Genomic DNA, 15,479 nt, shown 5'->3' with positions numbered 1-15,479 from the left:
CCAGAAACGTGTGCAAAATTATAAAATTAAATTAAATGAGAGACAGTCTTTGTAGATTTATTTTTCTTCTTCTGAAAGCAGATCCGGACGTAATTTTTTAGTACGTTCATATGCCTGATCCTCCCGCCATTCCTCGATCTTCTGAAAATTTCCTGAAGTGAGGATCTCAGGGACCTTCCATCCTTTGTATTCCGAAGGTCGCGTATAAATGGGAGGAGCCAGTAAATTATCCTGAAAAGAATCGGTGAGGGCAGAGGTTTCATTCCCCAAAACCCCCGGTAGTAATCTTATCACAGCATCGCACAAAACCGCAGCTCCCAGTTCGCCTCCCGAAAGTACATAATCACCAATAGAGATCTCCCTGGTGATAAAATGTTCACGCACCCGCTGGTCCACTCCTTTATAATGTCCGCAGAGAATAATTAGATTCTCTTTTAAAGATAGTTCGTTCGCCATACCTTGTTTCAAGGTGTGGCCGTCTGGGGTCATGTAGATGATCTCGTCATACTCCCGCTCAGCCTTTAGCGCTGTTATACATTTATCAATAGGCTCTATCATCATCACCATCCCTGCTCCGCCTCCAAACTGGTAATCATCTACCTGTTTGTAATTATCGGTAACATAATCCCGAAGGTTATGAAGATGGATCTCTACCAATCCTTTATCGATGGCCCGTTTCAGGATAGACGCTTCAAAAGGGCTTTTCAGAATATCAGGGACAACGGTGATTATATCTATTCGCATAAAAAGTGGATTGGAACGGGAAGATTGCTGCCCGAAATGCAAAAATAGTTTTTTTTAAAAGACCTATTTGGCCATCTTCATTTGCTTGTTCTTTTCATCCTGGAGCAGTCTTCCAAGACGCTGTTCTTTTTCCAGTGCTTTTACACGGAAAGCTTCAAACTCCTTCTCAGTTTCTGCCAGATTCTTTCGGGCTTCTTTGGTGTGGATATGACTTTTCTTGAAACGTACCACAAACAGGGCAAGTGCAAGAACCAATACTCCAACAATTCCCCACATCATACCTTTATATGAGGCTTTACTGAAAGGCATCCCCAAAAAGGCAAGGGCATCCTTTTCTGCCGTTACCGTTTCCAGGTTGGCCTGAAGGGTTTCCAGTTCTGCATTAAGTTTTGCGATCTTTTGTTTTTGGGCCAGGGCGGCTTCCTTGTTAGCAGCGATCTCTTCTTTTAGTTCTGCGATTCGATTAGAGGTAAGACCTTGCAGTCTTCTCAATTCCTCTGCATCAACCACCTTATAACCTTTAAAGTTATTGGAAGTGGTGATCAATTCAGAGAATTTTTCATCTATAGTTGATTCAGATGAAGTTTGGGCGGCTCCTGTTAAGACCAGGGAAAAAATGAAGAGGGAGGAAAATAGAAATTTTTTCATAGTAGATTTTTTATCACTACCAAAACGAGCATCAAAACCTGATATTGTGAAAAAATTATATTTTTTTTCAACACCTAACTTCCTGTTTATCTGCACTTGATTTGGTTAAGAGGCTGCAAAATTACGAATAAAAAAACCTTCCTGACCTCCTATAAAAATATATTTTGGAGATGGAAATTGTTAATCTTTTGACTCTTCCTGTGCTTCCTTAAAATTAATGTCTTCATCAACATCTGAGGTGAAAGCTTTAATCCAGGCATTCTTAAAAATATTCAGGATCGTAGGTAGAACTTCAGTATCTACGTTATTGAGATCACCTTCGAAGGGTGCTTTGGTGGCGAGGGTATCGGTTTTCTGGTTCTTTAAAAGGAATTTGAAGACCCCCACAAAACCCTCCCAGAGTTTTTCAAAAAAACCTTTATCTTCTTCCCCAATGAGCTTGGTATCAATGAACATGGGTTTTAAATATCCCTTCATGTAGCCATCTGCAATAGCGGCTTCTGCAAAAAGTTCAAAGGTACCGCGCTCAAAATCCACACCGACAAATTTCTTTGTCACAGCGTTCAGAGCCGTGACGTTTGCTTTCACCAGGGAGAATTCCATGTCCATATCAGGGATCCTTTTCATTAGGTTCATCCTACCTTTAAGGGTGGCAGAACCTTCTCCAAAAGAAACTGCAGTTGCAAGAAGGGTTGATGGAAGTGCTTCTTCAGTTTTGCGCACATTCCGCAGGTTGGTGGCCTGCAACATAATATGGCGTAAAACCAGATCGATATCAGGGTCTTCTGTGAATTGCACAAAATTTATTTTTCCTCCGTGCACTTCTAAATAGTTTATTTTAATGGGCACCAGGTCTGTTAGGGCATCTGTCCAGTCCTTCACCTTAGGTTTTCCCTCGGGGGTATCTTTCTTTTGGTCCTCTAAAATGTAATTCATTTCAGGCTCGTGAAGAATGATCTCACTTACGATCCTTCCTTTAAAGAGGGACTTCCATTCTATGGAAATATCAGCTTTCGGAAAATATAGGAAAGGTTTATCGAGATCTGCATTGATCTTGTCAAGATGCAAACCTTCTATCACGTAAGCCCCACGAATAAGAGCCACGTCCACATCTTCCACATAGCCTTCGTAGCCGGGAATATCATTAAGGGTTTTATTGACATATTTTTCAAGAAAATATGGCAGTAACAGCCTGGCTACAACAAGCAGCAGAACAATGAGAAGAAGAAGGCTCCTTTTCTTTTTCTTCATTAAATAAGGATTGAACCTTAAAATTCTAATTAAAAAGTTTGATCTTCAGTTAATAAAGTAATAAAAAACCCATCCTTTTGAGATGGGTTTTGAATCATTGAAAGTGGTCATTAATAATATGTGAACCTTCTTACTTTGGCAATGTATTTTGCAAGTCTTATCACCTGGTGACTGTAACCATATTCGTTGTCATACCATACATATAAAACCACATTCTTACCGTCTTTGGTGACAATGGTCGCATTGCTGTCATAGATAGATGGCTGGGCAGAACCAACAATGTCTGAAGAAACCAGCTCATTATCCAATGAATATTTTATTTGCTCTACCAGGTCGCCTTCAAGGGCATATTTTTTAATAATATTGTTTATACCCTCTTTAGATGTTGGTTTTTCCACCTCCAGATTTAATATGGCCAAAGAACCGTTAGGTACGGGAACCCTTATGGCGTTAGAGGTAAGTTTTCCTTCAAAGACGGGAAGGGCTTTTGAAACTGCCTGTCCTGCTCCTGTCTCTGTGATCACCATGTTAAGAGCGGCTGCACGGCCACGGCGGTACTTACTGTGCATGTTATCTACCAGATTCTGGTCATTGGTATATGCATGAATAGTCTCAAGATGACCATGTACCACGCCAAGTGAGTCCTGTACAGCTTTTAGAACAGGAGTAATGGCATTGGTAGTACAGGATGCTGCAGAGAAGATTGAAACTTCATCAGGATTATACTCCGTGTGATTCACTCCATGCACAATGTTGGGAACCCCTTTTCCGGGGGCAGTCAAAAGTACCTTGCTTGCTCCTTTTGAAGAAAGGTGCCGCGTTAATGCTTCCTTATCCCTGAAAGCACCTGTGTTGTCAATGATCAAAGCATCCTTAATGCCATAACTGGTGTAATCTATATCTTCCGGCTTGTTGGCAGAGATCATATGAACTGTGGTACCATTGATGACCAGGCACTTTTTTTCCTTGTTTACTGAAACGGTTCCTGAAAAATCCCCGTGAACTGAATCATTCTTTAGAAGGGAAGCCCTTTTTTCCAGTACGGTAGTATCGATCTTTCCGCGGGTAACAATAGCCCTTAGGCGCAACTGGCTACCCTTACCAGTTCTTGTCATTAACTCCCGTGCCAACAGGCGTCCAATCCTTCCGAAGCCATAAAGCACGACATCCTTAGGGGTAACTTCATCAAATTCTTTAGCCTCTCTCAGTTTATCTGAAACAAATGCAGTTGCATTGGCATACTTCTGGTCTTCCAGGTGATATTCAAAAGTAAGTTTTCCAATATCAAGTTTGGCAGGAGGAAAATCGAGATTCTTAATAGCCTCAGCGATCTCCACGGAGTCAAAGATGGAGATGGGTTTTTGAACAAATTCTCCCGCGTATTCGTGCAGGTCAAGAATGTCGCTAACGTTCCGGTCGATAAGCTGGTTTCTGAAAAGGACCAGTTCTATGGATTTGTCATACCAAAGATCACTAACGGTCTTGATAAATTGGACCGCAGCACGACGCCGGTCTGCCTGAAAGGCCAGTTCTTTTTCGTAAACTTCGTTTGAGTTCATTTTACAAGGTTGTGTTGTTTGTTAAAATCGGTGCAAAAATATATATTTCAAACGTTTTCGTAAAGGTATTGGGAAAAAAAAATCCCTGCCTTTTTTCTAAGGCAGGGATCGTAAATAATTTATTGGAAACTTATCTCCAGACGTATTTTTGTTTTTCCCCGTTTGGTGCCACAAAGGTCACGCTAATAGGATCTGATGGATCCCGCTGGGACATAACTCGTTTTACTTCTTCGATATTGTTAACAGGAATATTATCAATCGCTGTGATGATGGTTCCGGCAAGGCTTTCGCTCTGCATTTGGGGAGTTATTCCCCGGGTTATCTTCACGCCATTTTCGGTGTTGTTTTTCTTCAGGTCTTCAGGCGTAGCATTAGTCACCTCCAGGCCTATTGCTTTGATCTGAAAGGTCTCATATTTGGTGAGCCGAACATTGAGTTCTTTATCTTCCCCGTCTCTAAGGACCGTAACCTTCAATACGTCATCTGGCCTTTTGGAACCAATGTAACCTTTAAGATCGGAAAATTTCCTGATCTCTACATTGTCGATTTTTTTAATTATATCTCCTTTTCTCATACCGGCTTTTTCTGCACCGCTTCCCTGTTCCACTTCGCTTACATAAAAACCTTCAGTAGTGCTTACCTCAATCCCGGCAGGTAGCCTCGACACCTGGTCTCCGCGTATTCCCAGAATTCCCTGTTGCACATCCCCGAATTCCAGAATGTCTTCTACGATCTTACGGGCGTTATTGGAGGGTACGGCAAAGGCATACCCTACATAGGTTCCGGTCTGGGAAGTAATGGCAGTATTGATACCTATAAGTTCCCCTTGTACATTGACAAGGGCGCCTCCACTATTTCCGGGATTCACTGCGGCATCGGTTTGTATAAATGAAGATATGTTGGAATCCATTCCCAGATCTCTCGATTTGGCGCTTATGATCCCAGCTGTTACCGTTGAAGTAAGGTTGAAGGGATTGCCCACGGCCAGTACCCATTCCCCGATCTCTGCATTATTTGAATTTCCGAAGGGAAGATAATCCAGTTCCTCTGCTTCAATTTTGATTAGGGCAATATCGGTTGTAGGATCAGCACCTATGATCTCGGCCATGTAATTTTCATTGTTATTCAGAGTCACCTGGATCCTGCTGGCGTTTTGGATAACGTGATTATTCGTGACGATATACCCATCTGGTGAAATAATCACCCCAGATCCCGTTCCCTGCAAAGCGATTCCTGCCCGGGCATTTGAAAAAGGCGATTTTGTAATGGCCATATTCTTAACGTGAACTACAGAGTTCACCGACTTCCTGGCCGCTTCCCTGAAATCGGCCATAGTAGAGCCCGGAGTGGCCGTAAAATTAACCGGGGTATAAGCGGGAATACTTCCTTTTTCTTCTATCAATAGAGGCTCTTCTTCAAAGAACGCCAGGTAACTGCCCAGGGTAAGAAATCCTCCCAGGACAGAAACTATTAGTAAGCTTGCAAATTTTTTCATGATCCTTCTATGTTTCTTAAAATTAAACTGTTTTAAAAATTAATTTAGTATGTTGAATTCCATATTTAATCGGACTTTAACGTCCGCTCTTTTATGGGTTTTATTGTATCTTTGATCCCTTAATTTCACCTGATGGAACTTTCATTTTATAAATACCAGGGTACGGGGAATGACTTTATTATGGTTGATAACCGTACTAATAAATTATCCAAAAACAATACCAATCTTATCAACCGTCTTTGTGACAGAAAATTTGGCATAGGTGCTGACGGGCTAATTCTTCTTGAGGAGCCCGAAGCTGAAGGGGATGACTTTAAGATGGTATATTTTAATGCAGACGGTAACGAAAGTTCAATGTGCGGTAATGGTGGCAGGTGTATTGTGGCCTTTGCAGAATTTCTTGGAATTATAAAGAAGGAGGCCGCTTTTACAGCTATAGATGGATTTCATGAAGCGGTGATTGACAATGATCTTATTAGTTTAAAAATGAGCGATGTGGACAGAGTGGAGGAGAAGACAGATTCTTTTTTTCTCAATACCGGTTCTCCTCATCACGTGATCTTTACTGACAAGATTGATGAAATAGATATAAAAAAGGTAGGTGCAGCTATAAGATACTCAGAAGAGTATAACAGTATTGGGGGTACCAATGTCAATTTTGTGGAACAACTGGATAAAGTCTCATTTAAAGTGAGGACCTATGAAAGGGGTGTTGAAGATGAGACACTCTCTTGTGGTACAGGGGTGACAGCTGTTGCCCTGGCAGCTTTTGCCGCTGGTAAAGTGAATACCACTACAGTACACCTGAAAACTCCGGGGGGACGACTTGCCGTGTCTTTTGATAGTAGAGAGGTAAGTTTTCGAAATATCTGGTTAACAGGTCCCGCGGTACAGGTTTTTAAAGGAGTTATTGAATGCAAACTTTAAAGGGAGACATAGTTTACCTGAGGGCACTTGAACCTGAAGATCTCAGTTTTCTGTTCAGTGTAGAGAATGATGAGGAATTTTGGGAGGTAAGTTCCACCAGCACTCCATATTCCAGTTATATTCTTAAACAATACCTGGAAAATTCCCATAAAGATATCTACGAGGTCAAACAGCTGAGACTGGTGATCTGTGAAACAAACGGTGACCTGGCCGGTTTTATAGACCTTTTCGATTTTGACCCAAAAAATCGCAGGGCGGCCATTGGAATTATTATCAAGAATAAGAGGCATCGACATAAAGGTTATGGTAGTGAGGCCCTGTCTCTTCTTTGCGACTATTGCTTCACTCATCTCGGTCTGCATCAGGTTTATGCCAATGTTGGTATAGAAAATGCAGCGAGCAGGTTGTTGTTCGAGAAGGCAGGGTTTATACGAGCCGGTCAAAAAAAAGACTGGATCTTATCAAACGGGACATACAAAGACGAAATATTATACCAGTTGATCAACAAAAATGTACATTAAAAAAATATTAGTAGCGGTTGCTGTTTTAGGGATAATAGGTTTAGGAATCTTTTCCTATATCATTTATGACATGATCTTTTCTCCAAATACGGCATTTTCCGAAGAAAATGCCAGTGTCTACATCCCTACAGGAGCAGACTATACAGAAGTGAGGGAGCAGTTAAGCCCTTTGGTCAGGAACCTCGAGGAATTTGACCAGGTTGCAGAGAAAAAAGGTTATCATAATAATATAAAGGCGGGACATTTTATTATCGAACGAGGGATGAACAACAATGAGATCATCAATGCACTTCGAAGCCGGAATGTTCCGGTTTGGGTCGTTTTCAACAATCAGGAGCGGCTGGAGGATCTTGCAGGTCGTGTGGCAGGACAGATCGAAGCAGACAGTGCTGCTCTGATCAGGGTCATGAAGGATTCTGGGTATCTTGCTGAAAATCAATTTGAGGAGAGAAATGCCCTGGCTATGTATCTGCCTAATAAATATGAATTCTACTGGAATACCTCTGCGGAAGATTTCAGGGAGCGAATGAAGAAAGAGTATGACCGTTTCTGGACAGAAGACCGGTTAAAGAAAGCTTCAGAAATAGGCCTCACTCCCCTTGAGGTGATGGTAGTGGCTTCTATTGTTCAGAAGGAAACCGCTAAGGTAGATGAGAGAAGGCGTGTTGCAGGGGTATACATGAACAGGATAAAAAACGGGTGGAAACTTGATGCCGATCCCACTGTGATCTATGCTTTAAAAGATAGATACCAAAATTTTGATACCATTATAAAAAGGGTTTTATATAAGGATCTTACCCTTGATTCTCCTTATAATACTTATCTCTATAAAGAGCTACCGCCGGGACCCATTACCATGCCCGACATTTCTTCTATTGATGCCGTTCTTAATTATGAGGATCATGATTATTTCTATTTTGTTGCCGATGTTAAGAATTTTGGATATCATAAATTTTCCAAAACTTTAGCACAACATAATGCTAACAAAAGACAATATGTTAAATGGATCAATGAGCAAAAGATAAACAGGTAATTATCTGAGAATTTGTTTTTTACCCTCCCCCCGGTCTTATACTTATTTGCACTTTGGCACGTTCTATGCTTAAAACAACCTATCTGAAGCAAAAATTGCCTTAAGATTTGTTTAACATGCTGAAAATTAGATTATTAAAATTAATCTTATATTTGTCGGCCGAATTGGGATAATCTTTAGGATTATTTCAAAGCAAAAAACTAAATAGGATGAAAAAGAAAATTGCAAAATTTTCCGTTTTACCGGTTTTAGGAGCGTCTATATTTTTTTACAGCTTCTCCACCAAGAAAGCACTTGAAGCACAGAATATTTTGATATCAGAATTTTCTACAGTAGGACAGGAATTGTTCTATAATGTTCCCGAGGCACCTCTGATTACCATACCCGAACCCGAAGTTATTATCTATCCCGAACTTGGGAAATCTTATCTCGCATTTAAAGAAGCTCTTGGTTTTAAAGAATCAGGTGGGGATTACAAGATCATCAATGAGTTTGGGTACATGGGAAAATACCAGTTTGGAAGGGGAACCCTTAAAATGATTGGAATAAGGGATGCCAATCTTTTTTTGAATAACCCTGATCTTCAGGAAGCTGCTTTCTACGCTAATGCTTCCCGGAACAAATGGATCCTGAAAAGGGATATCGAACGTTTTAAGGATAAAGAGATCAACGGGATCAAGATCACAGAATCAGGTATCCTTGCTGCGGCCCACCTTGCAGGAGCCGGAAATGTGAAAAAATACCTTAGAAGCGGTGGTGCCAACAGTTTTAGTGATGGCTTCGGAACTTCTATAAAACACTACTTTAAAAAATTTGCGGGGTACGACACCTCTTTTGTGGTCCCCGACAAAAAAGCGAAGGTTAAATTTCCTTCTGCAGTATAAAAATAGTGGGTCTTTTATGAAGGTCCACTTTTGTTTTAGCCCATTCTGAAACAGGCTTTGTCAAAATGAATTCAGTAGGCAGGGTAATATCACAGGCGATACAGAGTCTGGTGGCAGGATGTAGTTGCTGTACCAGATCTTCAAGCATTTTATTGTTCCTGTATGGCGTTTCAATGAAAGACTGTGCCTGGCCCTTTTCATAGGAGATCCTTTCCAGGTTCTTCAGTTCAGTTTTCCTGGCCGCTTTGTCAATAGGCAAATACCCGTTAAATGCAAAGTTCTGACCGTTCATACCCGATGCCATCATGGCCAGTAAAATAGAGGAGGGGCCTACCATGGGGATTACCTGGATACCATCCCTGTGTGCGATCTTAACAACTTCTGCCCCCGGGTCTGCTACACCAGGACATCCTGCTTCGCTAAGCAATCCAACATCTGCTCCATTCTTACAGGGATCCAGGAAACCAGGAATATCTGCAGGGTCTGTATGCTTGTTAAGCAAAAAAAGTTTTAATGAGGGTTGTGACTTTTCAGGCACCAGCTTTTTTATAGCCCGTCTTGCCGTTTTTTCATTTTCAACAATGAAAGTTTCTAACCTCTCAACTTCTCGTTGAACAGAAGCAGGTAGAACCTCCATCGGGTCATTGTCACCAAGGGTCGTGGGGAGCAGGTAGAGTTTCCCGGAGTGTCGAAAAGGATTATTCACGATCTTCTTCCAGTTTTTTGGCAATGATCTCGCAAGCTTCATTCAGCATCTCATACACATTGTGAAACCCGTCATGTCCTCCATGGTAAGGATCGGGAACTTCGACGTTCTCGCCGGGAAAAACTTCGTTAAGGATAAGGGAAACTTTCTCACGGTCCTTTTCATTCCGCGCCAGCGAAAGCACATCGCGATAATTAGACATATCCATTACATAGATCTTGTCAAACTCATCAAAATCTTCTGCACGAAACTGCCTGCCTTGCTGATAAGTGATGTCGAGTTCGTTTTTTCTGGCGATAGCAACAGAGCGTTCATCGGGTGGGTCACCTACGTGGTAATTCCCCGTGCCGGCAGAATCAACATGTACTTTTTGAGGATCTACTTTAGATTTAAGAATGCCTTCGGCGAGGGGTGACCTGCAGATATTTCCAAGACACACCATCAAAACCCTGGTTTTCATAGGATCTTATCTTTAAAGCGTAAGTTTTTTATTGATGTCGTCCACAAATTTATTGAACTGCTTGTCTGTAGAGGCAAGGTTATCTACCGTTTTGCAGGCGTGGAGAACCGTTGCGTGATCTCTCTTGCCTATTTGTGAACCAATACTGGCCAATGAGGCTTTGGTGAATTTTTTCGCAAAGAACATCGCAAGTTGTCTTGCCTGTACGATATGTCTCTTTCTTGTCTTGGACTGGAGTGTTTCTACGTCCATCTGGAAATATTCGCTCACTACTTTCTGGATGTAGTCTATAGAGACCTCCCGTTTGGTGTTCTTAACGTAATTGTCAACGATCTTCTTTGCCAGTTCAAGAGTGATGTCTTTCTTGTTGAAAGAGGAGTGGGCTATTAGCGAAATGATCGCCCCTTCCAGTTCCCGGATATTCGTTTTGATGTTATTTGCCAGGAATTCTACTATTTCCTCGGGCATATCCACACCGTCACGGTAGAGTTTATTTTTGATAATAGAAACCCGGGTGTCATTATCTGGTTGTTGTAATTCTGCGGAAAGTCCCCACTTGAAACGAGATAGCAATCTTTGTTCAATATCCTGCATATCCACAGGGGCTTTATCACTGGTAAGGATCACCTGTTTCCTGTTCTGGTGCAGGTGGTTAAAGATGTGGAAGAATACGTCTTGTGTTCCCGCCTTACCTGAAAGCAACTGGATGTCATCTACGATAAGCACATCAATGATCTGGTAGAAGTGGATAAAATCGTTACGATTATTCTTCTTTACAGATTCAATATACTGCTGTGTGAATTTTTCTGCGGAAATATATAATACCGTTTTTTCGGGGTATTTATCTTTGATCTCGATACCAATAGAATGTGCAAGATGCGTTTTCCCTAATCCTACTCCGCCAAAGATCAGCAGTGGGTTAAAAGAAGTTTCACCAGGTTTGTTTGCCACAGCCAGTCCCGCAGATCTTGCCAAACGGTTAGAATCTCCTTCCAGGAAGTTGTCAAAATTATAACTGGGGTTTAGCTGGGATTCAATTTTTACATTTCTGATCCCCGGAATTATGAACGGATTCTTTAACTCGGGATTCTTGTTCTTTATAGGCACATCAACCTCCTGGGAGCCGTGGTTCGTTCGGTTGGTACTCGGTATCTTTTCGGTGAAAGGTTGCTTGTTTCCGTAGGTGTTTTCCATACGGATCACATAGACCAGTTTTGCTTGATCTCCCAACACCCGGTTTAACGAAACTTTAAGAAGTTTAACATAATGTTCTTCAAGCCACTCATAGAAGAATTTAGACGGTACCTGGATACTCAAAGCTTTATCAGAAAGTTTAACTGCCTGTATAGGTTCAAACCAGGTCTTGTAAGCCTGGGGGGTAATATTATCTTTGATGAAAGCTAGACAGCTGTTCCAAACTGATTGCGCAGTTTCTGACATTCCTGATTCTAAATTTTTAATGCGTGTGTTAGTAGTGACTTCCATAAGAAAAAGAGAAAATTTTCTTTCCCCCGGGTTTATTAGAGCAACAAATATGTGAACAAAATATGTAAAAAAAAAACGTTCTACCTATTGAATTTTAACAAAATTTTTAGCATACTTAGTTCCTGTGATGAAAGTACAAAACCGATTCAAATAAATCCATAAAAAAATCATGAAAAGCCATTCCACCTATGTTAAAGTTCGTTACTCAGAGACAGATCAGATGGCTGTAGTTTACCATGGGAATTATGCTCAATACCTTGAAATAGCCCGTATTGACTGGCTTTCCATGATTGGAATCTCCTACAAAAGGATGGAAGAAGAGGGGGTCATGCTGCCGGTTTACGAGCTGAAACTCCGGTTTAAAAAGTCGGCAAAATTTGATGACGACCTTAAAATTATTACAACGCTGGTGAAAAAACCGGGTGTCAGGATCGAGTTTCAATATGAAATTTTTAATCAGGACGGGGAATTATTGACGGAGGCTGAAACTACTCTTATATTTATGGACATTGAGAAGAATAAACCCATTAAATGTCCCCAATATGTGTTGGAAAAACTGGGCTTTTAGTCTGAATTTTTTTTTAAGTAGTACAGGTTTTAATCCTCCAGCTCTGAAATTTTGACTTTATAAGTTGCATCAAATTTTTCATAGATCCTTTCGGCTTCCTTTTTTCTAACTGAGATCAGGATCCTACAATCCAGTTCCAGTTTTTGCTCCAGTACATTCAGGTTATTTTCCTTGATCACCCGCATCACCTTGTTCATTTCTGGATAATCAAAGGCGATCTCGAATCTTTTGTCTATAGTGTGCTCTACAATATTAGAAGCTTCGAGGGCCATTTGTGCCGCCGTTTTATACGCATTAATGAGTCCGCCCACACCCAGTTTCACCCCTCCAAAATACCTTACCACCACAATCAGGACATTGGTCACTTCAAATGACTGGATCTGGCCATAGATGGGCATCCCGGCAGAGTTTGAAGGTTCGCCGTCATCATTTGCCCTGTACTGGTAGTCCTCTTTTCCAAGTTGCCAGGCATAGCACCAGTGCCTTGCGGCATGATGCTTCTTTTTCAGGTCCTCCAGATGTTCTTTGACTTCCTCTTCTGAAGTCACCGGAAAAGCATATCCGTAGAATTTACTGTTCTTGTCCTTAAAAAGGACTTCGGGAGAATCTTTCGTCAGGGTCTTATAAGTGTCCTTTGGCTCTTCCATTACTTATGTAGTTGCGATGAGAATGATACTGATCACTGCAAGTAAGATCCCTATCCAGTTCTTTGTCAGCATACGTTCCTTGAAGAGCAGGAGCCCTAAAAAGGTAGAAACCATAACAATGGCTACATTATTCAGGGGGAAGATGACTGAGCTTTCCACTCCCTCACTTCTTAACGCCATTACCAGGAAATAGATGGAAAAGAAATTCGGGATTCCCAGGGCTATCCCGCCCAGGATGTTCTTAAAGTTCACCTTTAAAGTTCCTCTTATACCCTGGAACAGCAAAATTGCAGATCCAATACAGCCGGCAATGGCAAAGATAGTGGAGGAGAAAAGGGCTACGTCAACTTCAGCCACATAAGTCGTTTCAAGATATTTAAGGGTGGTGTCAATTATTCCGCTTCCGAAGAAGACCAGCAGGGGAAAGATCAGGTTCCTTTTTCGAATGGCAATCCCTTCCTTCTTTTTAATTGAGGTGAGGTAAACCGCCACCAAAGCCAGAATGATCCCGATGACTTTAATGAATCCCGTACTTTCGTTGTAGAGAAATATTCCGAAGAGAACAGGAATGGCAACCGACATTTTGGTGGCCACCGAAACTACCGAGAGGCCGCTGCGCTGGGTGGTCAGCGCCGCCAGGTAGAATACGGCGATAAAGAGAAAACCAAGGATGACCGTGCCCGGAAACCAGGTCTCTCCCGGGATCCTTTGAAGATCAAGCGGCTGGTCATCTATTATCATTCCTGCAGAAAAAGCGATGAAATAATTAAAGATTATAGCCTGCAGCGTATTGACGCCAAAGCGGTTGTATAGCTTGAAGATCACAAAGATCACACTGGAGGAGAGTACGCTTAGTAGCAGGTAAATCAAAACATTTCCTTTTTAACGCGGAACAGATCTACTACATCCTCTTTGGCAGGATCAATATTCCAGGTGTGAATGTTCAACTCGGCTGCCGCGGCAGTGTTTTCCGGGGTGTCATCAATGAACAGCGTTTCTTCAGGATTAAGGTTATGTTGTTTTAAAACAAATTCATAAATAGAATGATCGGGTTTTCTAAGATTGATCTCCTGTGAAAGGTAAAAGGCATCAAATGACTTCCTGAATTCTTCAAAAAAGGGAATATTCTGCTTCACCCACTCAATATGAATGTCATTGGTATTGCTTAACAAAATGAGTTTATATTTTCCCTCTTTAGCCAGCTGCTGCAAAAAACGCAACCGGTGTTCGGGGAATCTTAGCAACATGGCATTCCATGAGCTTGTGAAATCTTCTTTTGAAAGTCGGGGGAAAGTACTGCAATAGCAATCTATGATCTCTTCTGAAGTGATAAGGCCTTTTTCATACTTGCGGTTGTTCTCCAATATTTCTTCGGAAAGTTCTTTTGCCTCAAGACGTTCTAACTCTCGTATGGTAGCCGTCTTGTCCAGATCAAGGAAAACATCCCCAAAGTCAAAAATGATATTTTTAATCATTACTGTAAATTTTTAAAATGTCTGAAGAGATGATTTCCTGGGAGAGAAGCCTTCCGGAAAGATCCGGAGCTTTCGTTCCCTCTTTGAAATGCACTTTTCCCGTAAAAACCCGTGCTTCATCCCAGCAGTTTGCATCAATGAATGCCTGAAGTGTCTGCCTGCCACCTTCAATGATAACCGACTGGATCTCGTGTTTATAAAGTATTTCACAAATCTGTACCGGAAGCTCCCTGCTAAAATCTACTGTCTCGAAAATCACATTTTCAGAACTTCTTCTTTCCGAAGAATTTTCAGAGAGGATAAGGGTTTTGATACTGTCATCGAATAAATGGGAGTCCTTTGGAATACGTAGCTGCCTGTCTAATACTACCCTTACAGGATCATTCCCTGCCCAGAGCCGGGTGTTCAGTTTTGGATTATCGGCCACTGCGGTATTTGTGCCTACCAAAATGGCCTGCTCTTCAGACCGCCACTTGTGCACCAGTTGTTTTGAGTAATTAGTGGAGATCCAAACCGGCAGCCTCTTTTCTTCGTCGTTAGTAATGCTTTGAGGAACGGGACTTAAAAACCGGTCTGCGCTTTCTGCCCATTTTAAGATGACGTATGGGCGGTTCTTAGTGTGAAAGGTGAAGAAACGTTTATTCAGGTCACGACAAGCCGCTTCCCGCACACCAACGATGACTTCACAGCCTGCGTCAAAAAGCTTTTTGATCCCTTTTCCTGAGACTTCAGAAAATGGGTCAACAGTACCAATGACCACTTTTTTGATCCCGCTGTCTATGATAAGATTACTGCAGGGCGGAGTTTTACCATAATGGCTGCAAGGTTCGAGACTTACATAAATGACAGAAGTCTTCAAAAGGCTCTTGTCTTTTACAGAATTCACCGCATTTACCTCTGCATGAGGTTCTCCCGCTTTGCGGTGCCAGCCTTCTCCAATTATCCTGTCTTTATGAACAATGACGCTGCCTACCACAGGATTGGGATAGGTACGGCCCAGCCCGTTTTGCGCCAGTTGAATACAGCGATTTATGTATTTTTCGTGTATCTTCACGCCACAAAAATAGTATTTAAAA

The 15,479-nt window shown here is 41.7% G+C and carries 17 protein-coding genes; 5 read left to right on the top strand and 12 right to left on the bottom strand.

What is annotated here, in order from left to right; translation table 11 throughout:
* Nucleotides 1-57 precede the first annotated feature (57 nt).
* The 5 genes from trmD to ACFSTG_RS14720 form a co-directional block, all read right to left on the bottom strand.
* Nucleotides 58-744: a tRNA (guanosine(37)-N1)-methyltransferase TrmD gene (gene trmD, locus ACFSTG_RS14740; RefSeq protein WP_380754921.1), complete on the bottom strand. Its 687-nt coding sequence runs from the start codon at nt 742-744 to the stop codon at nt 58-60.
* Nucleotides 745-807: 63 nt separating this feature from the next.
* A complete protein-coding gene (locus tag ACFSTG_RS14735; protein WP_380754915.1) occupies nt 808-1,392 on the bottom strand; it encodes a hypothetical protein in 585 nt (194 codons plus the stop codon).
* A gap of 180 nt (nt 1,393-1,572) precedes the next feature.
* A complete protein-coding gene (locus ACFSTG_RS14730) occupies nt 1,573-2,643 on the bottom strand; it encodes a DUF748 domain-containing protein (protein ID WP_380754908.1) in 1,071 nt (356 codons plus the stop codon).
* A 110-nt stretch (nt 2,644-2,753) separates the two neighbouring features.
* Entirely contained in the window at nt 2,754-4,202 is a 1,449-nt protein-coding gene (locus tag ACFSTG_RS14725) for a glyceraldehyde-3-phosphate dehydrogenase (RefSeq protein ID WP_380754903.1), read from the bottom strand.
* A 130-nt stretch (nt 4,203-4,332) separates the two neighbouring features.
* Nucleotides 4,333-5,697, bottom strand: coding sequence for a S1C family serine protease (locus tag ACFSTG_RS14720; RefSeq protein ID WP_380754897.1), 1,365 nt, complete (start codon nt 5,695-5,697; stop codon nt 4,333-4,335).
* A gap of 132 nt (nt 5,698-5,829) precedes the next feature.
* On the opposite strand from ACFSTG_RS14720, the gene dapF reads away from it, so the two are divergent.
* The 4 genes from dapF (at nt 5,830) to ACFSTG_RS14700 (ending at nt 9,062) form a co-directional block, all read left to right on the top strand.
* The gene (gene dapF / locus ACFSTG_RS14715) at nt 5,830-6,624 is read left to right on the top strand and encodes a diaminopimelate epimerase (RefSeq protein WP_380754889.1); all 795 of its coding nucleotides are present in this window, start codon (nt 5,830-5,832) and stop codon (nt 6,622-6,624) included.
* Nucleotides 6,612-7,145, top strand: coding sequence for a GNAT family N-acetyltransferase (locus tag ACFSTG_RS14710; RefSeq protein ID WP_380754881.1), 534 nt, complete (start codon nt 6,612-6,614; stop codon nt 7,143-7,145). The genes dapF and ACFSTG_RS14710 overlap by 13 nt, the downstream gene beginning before the upstream one ends.
* Entirely contained in the window at nt 7,135-8,178 is a 1,044-nt protein-coding gene (gene mltG, locus ACFSTG_RS14705) for an endolytic transglycosylase MltG (RefSeq protein ID WP_380754875.1), read from the top strand. The genes ACFSTG_RS14710 and mltG overlap by 11 nt, the downstream gene beginning before the upstream one ends.
* Before the next feature lie 209 nt (nt 8,179-8,387).
* The gene (locus tag ACFSTG_RS14700) at nt 8,388-9,062 is read left to right on the top strand and encodes a peptidoglycan-binding protein LysM (RefSeq protein ID WP_380754870.1); all 675 of its coding nucleotides are present in this window, start codon (nt 8,388-8,390) and stop codon (nt 9,060-9,062) included.
* Here ACFSTG_RS14700 and ACFSTG_RS14695 read toward each other — a convergent pair.
* The 3 genes from ACFSTG_RS14695 to dnaA are packed head-to-tail and all read right to left on the bottom strand — an operon-like array spanning nt 9,040 to nt 11,668.
* A complete protein-coding gene (locus ACFSTG_RS14695; RefSeq protein WP_380755140.1) occupies nt 9,040-9,771 on the bottom strand; it encodes an SAM-dependent methyltransferase in 732 nt (243 codons plus the stop codon). The two genes, ACFSTG_RS14700 and ACFSTG_RS14695, sit on opposite strands and share 23 nt — an antisense overlap.
* On the bottom strand, nt 9,761-10,228 hold the full coding sequence (locus tag ACFSTG_RS14690; RefSeq protein WP_380754863.1) for a low molecular weight protein-tyrosine-phosphatase: 468 nt from the start codon (nt 10,226-10,228) through the stop codon (nt 9,761-9,763). Before ACFSTG_RS14690 ends, ACFSTG_RS14695 begins: the two co-directional genes overlap by 11 nt.
* Before the next feature lie 12 nt (nt 10,229-10,240).
* The gene (dnaA, locus tag ACFSTG_RS14685) at nt 10,241-11,668 is read right to left on the bottom strand and encodes a chromosomal replication initiator protein DnaA (protein ID WP_380754860.1); all 1,428 of its coding nucleotides are present in this window, start codon (nt 11,666-11,668) and stop codon (nt 10,241-10,243) included.
* Nucleotides 11,669-11,882: 214 nt separating this feature from the next.
* Here dnaA and ACFSTG_RS14680 point away from each other — a divergent pair, with 214 nt between their 5' ends.
* Entirely contained in the window at nt 11,883-12,281 is a 399-nt protein-coding gene (locus tag ACFSTG_RS14680; protein ID WP_380754857.1) for an acyl-CoA thioesterase, read from the top strand.
* A gap of 29 nt (nt 12,282-12,310) precedes the next feature.
* Here ACFSTG_RS14680 and ACFSTG_RS14675 read toward each other — a convergent pair whose 3' ends face one another.
* From ACFSTG_RS14675 to ribD, 4 genes are read right to left on the bottom strand one after another with little or no spacing between them, the layout of a single operon-like run.
* Complete coding sequence (locus ACFSTG_RS14675; protein ID WP_380754854.1) at nt 12,311-12,928, bottom strand: IMPACT family protein; 618 nt, start codon at nt 12,926-12,928, stop codon at nt 12,311-12,313.
* A gap of 3 nt (nt 12,929-12,931) precedes the next feature.
* The gene (locus ACFSTG_RS14670) at nt 12,932-13,798 is read right to left on the bottom strand and encodes an EamA family transporter (protein WP_380754851.1); all 867 of its coding nucleotides are present in this window, start codon (nt 13,796-13,798) and stop codon (nt 12,932-12,934) included.
* Nucleotides 13,795-14,403: an HAD family hydrolase gene (locus ACFSTG_RS14665; RefSeq protein WP_380754848.1), complete on the bottom strand. Its 609-nt coding sequence runs from the start codon at nt 14,401-14,403 to the stop codon at nt 13,795-13,797. The genes ACFSTG_RS14670 and ACFSTG_RS14665 overlap by 4 nt, the downstream gene beginning before the upstream one ends.
* Nucleotides 14,396-15,457, bottom strand: a complete 1,062-nt coding sequence (gene ribD / locus ACFSTG_RS14660) for a bifunctional diaminohydroxyphosphoribosylaminopyrimidine deaminase/5-amino-6-(5-phosphoribosylamino)uracil reductase RibD (RefSeq protein WP_380754846.1) — start codon at nt 15,455-15,457, stop codon at nt 14,396-14,398. Before ribD ends, ACFSTG_RS14665 begins: the two co-directional genes overlap by 8 nt.
* Nucleotides 15,458-15,479: the final 22 nt, after the last annotated feature.

Origin of the sequence: Salinimicrobium flavum (genome assembly GCF_042684505.1) — a bacterium.
In the GTDB taxonomy this organism is placed as follows: Bacteria; Bacteroidota; Bacteroidia; order Flavobacteriales; family Flavobacteriaceae; genus Salinimicrobium; species Salinimicrobium flavum.
The sequence above is the reverse complement of the archived record's forward strand: the minus strand, read 5'-3'. Positions and strand labels throughout refer to the sequence as shown.

Excerpts from the sequence above, each read along its gene's own strand:
- ACFSTG_RS14710 (WP_380754881.1), top strand. The coding sequence starts at position 6,612 with ATGCAAACTTTAAAGGGAGACATAGTTTACCTGAGGGCACTTGAACCT.
- trmD (WP_380754921.1), bottom strand. The coding sequence starts at position 744 with ATGCGAATAGATATAATCACCGTTGTCCCTGATATTCTGAAAAGCCCT.
- ACFSTG_RS14675 (WP_380754854.1), bottom strand. The coding sequence starts at position 12,928 with ATGGAAGAGCCAAAGGACACTTATAAGACCCTGACGAAAGATTCTCCC.
- ACFSTG_RS14680 (WP_380754857.1), top strand. The coding sequence starts at position 11,883 with ATGAAAAGCCATTCCACCTATGTTAAAGTTCGTTACTCAGAGACAGAT.
- ACFSTG_RS14720 (WP_380754897.1), bottom strand. The coding sequence starts at position 5,697 with ATGAAAAAATTTGCAAGCTTACTAATAGTTTCTGTCCTGGGAGGATTT.
- ACFSTG_RS14725 (WP_380754903.1), bottom strand. The coding sequence starts at position 4,202 with ATGAACTCAAACGAAGTTTACGAAAAAGAACTGGCCTTTCAGGCAGAC.
- dapF (WP_380754889.1), top strand. The coding sequence starts at position 5,830 with ATGGAACTTTCATTTTATAAATACCAGGGTACGGGGAATGACTTTATT.
- ACFSTG_RS14690 (WP_380754863.1), bottom strand. The coding sequence starts at position 10,228 with ATGAAAACCAGGGTTTTGATGGTGTGTCTTGGAAATATCTGCAGGTCA.
- ACFSTG_RS14665 (WP_380754848.1), bottom strand. The coding sequence starts at position 14,403 with ATGATTAAAAATATCATTTTTGACTTTGGGGATGTTTTCCTTGATCTG.
- ACFSTG_RS14735 (WP_380754915.1), bottom strand. The coding sequence starts at position 1,392 with ATGAAAAAATTTCTATTTTCCTCCCTCTTCATTTTTTCCCTGGTCTTA.
- dnaA (WP_380754860.1), bottom strand. The coding sequence starts at position 11,668 with ATGTCAGAAACTGCGCAATCAGTTTGGAACAGCTGTCTAGCTTTCATC.
- ACFSTG_RS14730 (WP_380754908.1), bottom strand. The coding sequence starts at position 2,643 with ATGAAGAAAAAGAAAAGGAGCCTTCTTCTTCTCATTGTTCTGCTGCTT.
- mltG (WP_380754875.1), top strand. The coding sequence starts at position 7,135 with ATGTACATTAAAAAAATATTAGTAGCGGTTGCTGTTTTAGGGATAATA.
- ACFSTG_RS14700 (WP_380754870.1), top strand. The coding sequence starts at position 8,388 with ATGAAAAAGAAAATTGCAAAATTTTCCGTTTTACCGGTTTTAGGAGCG.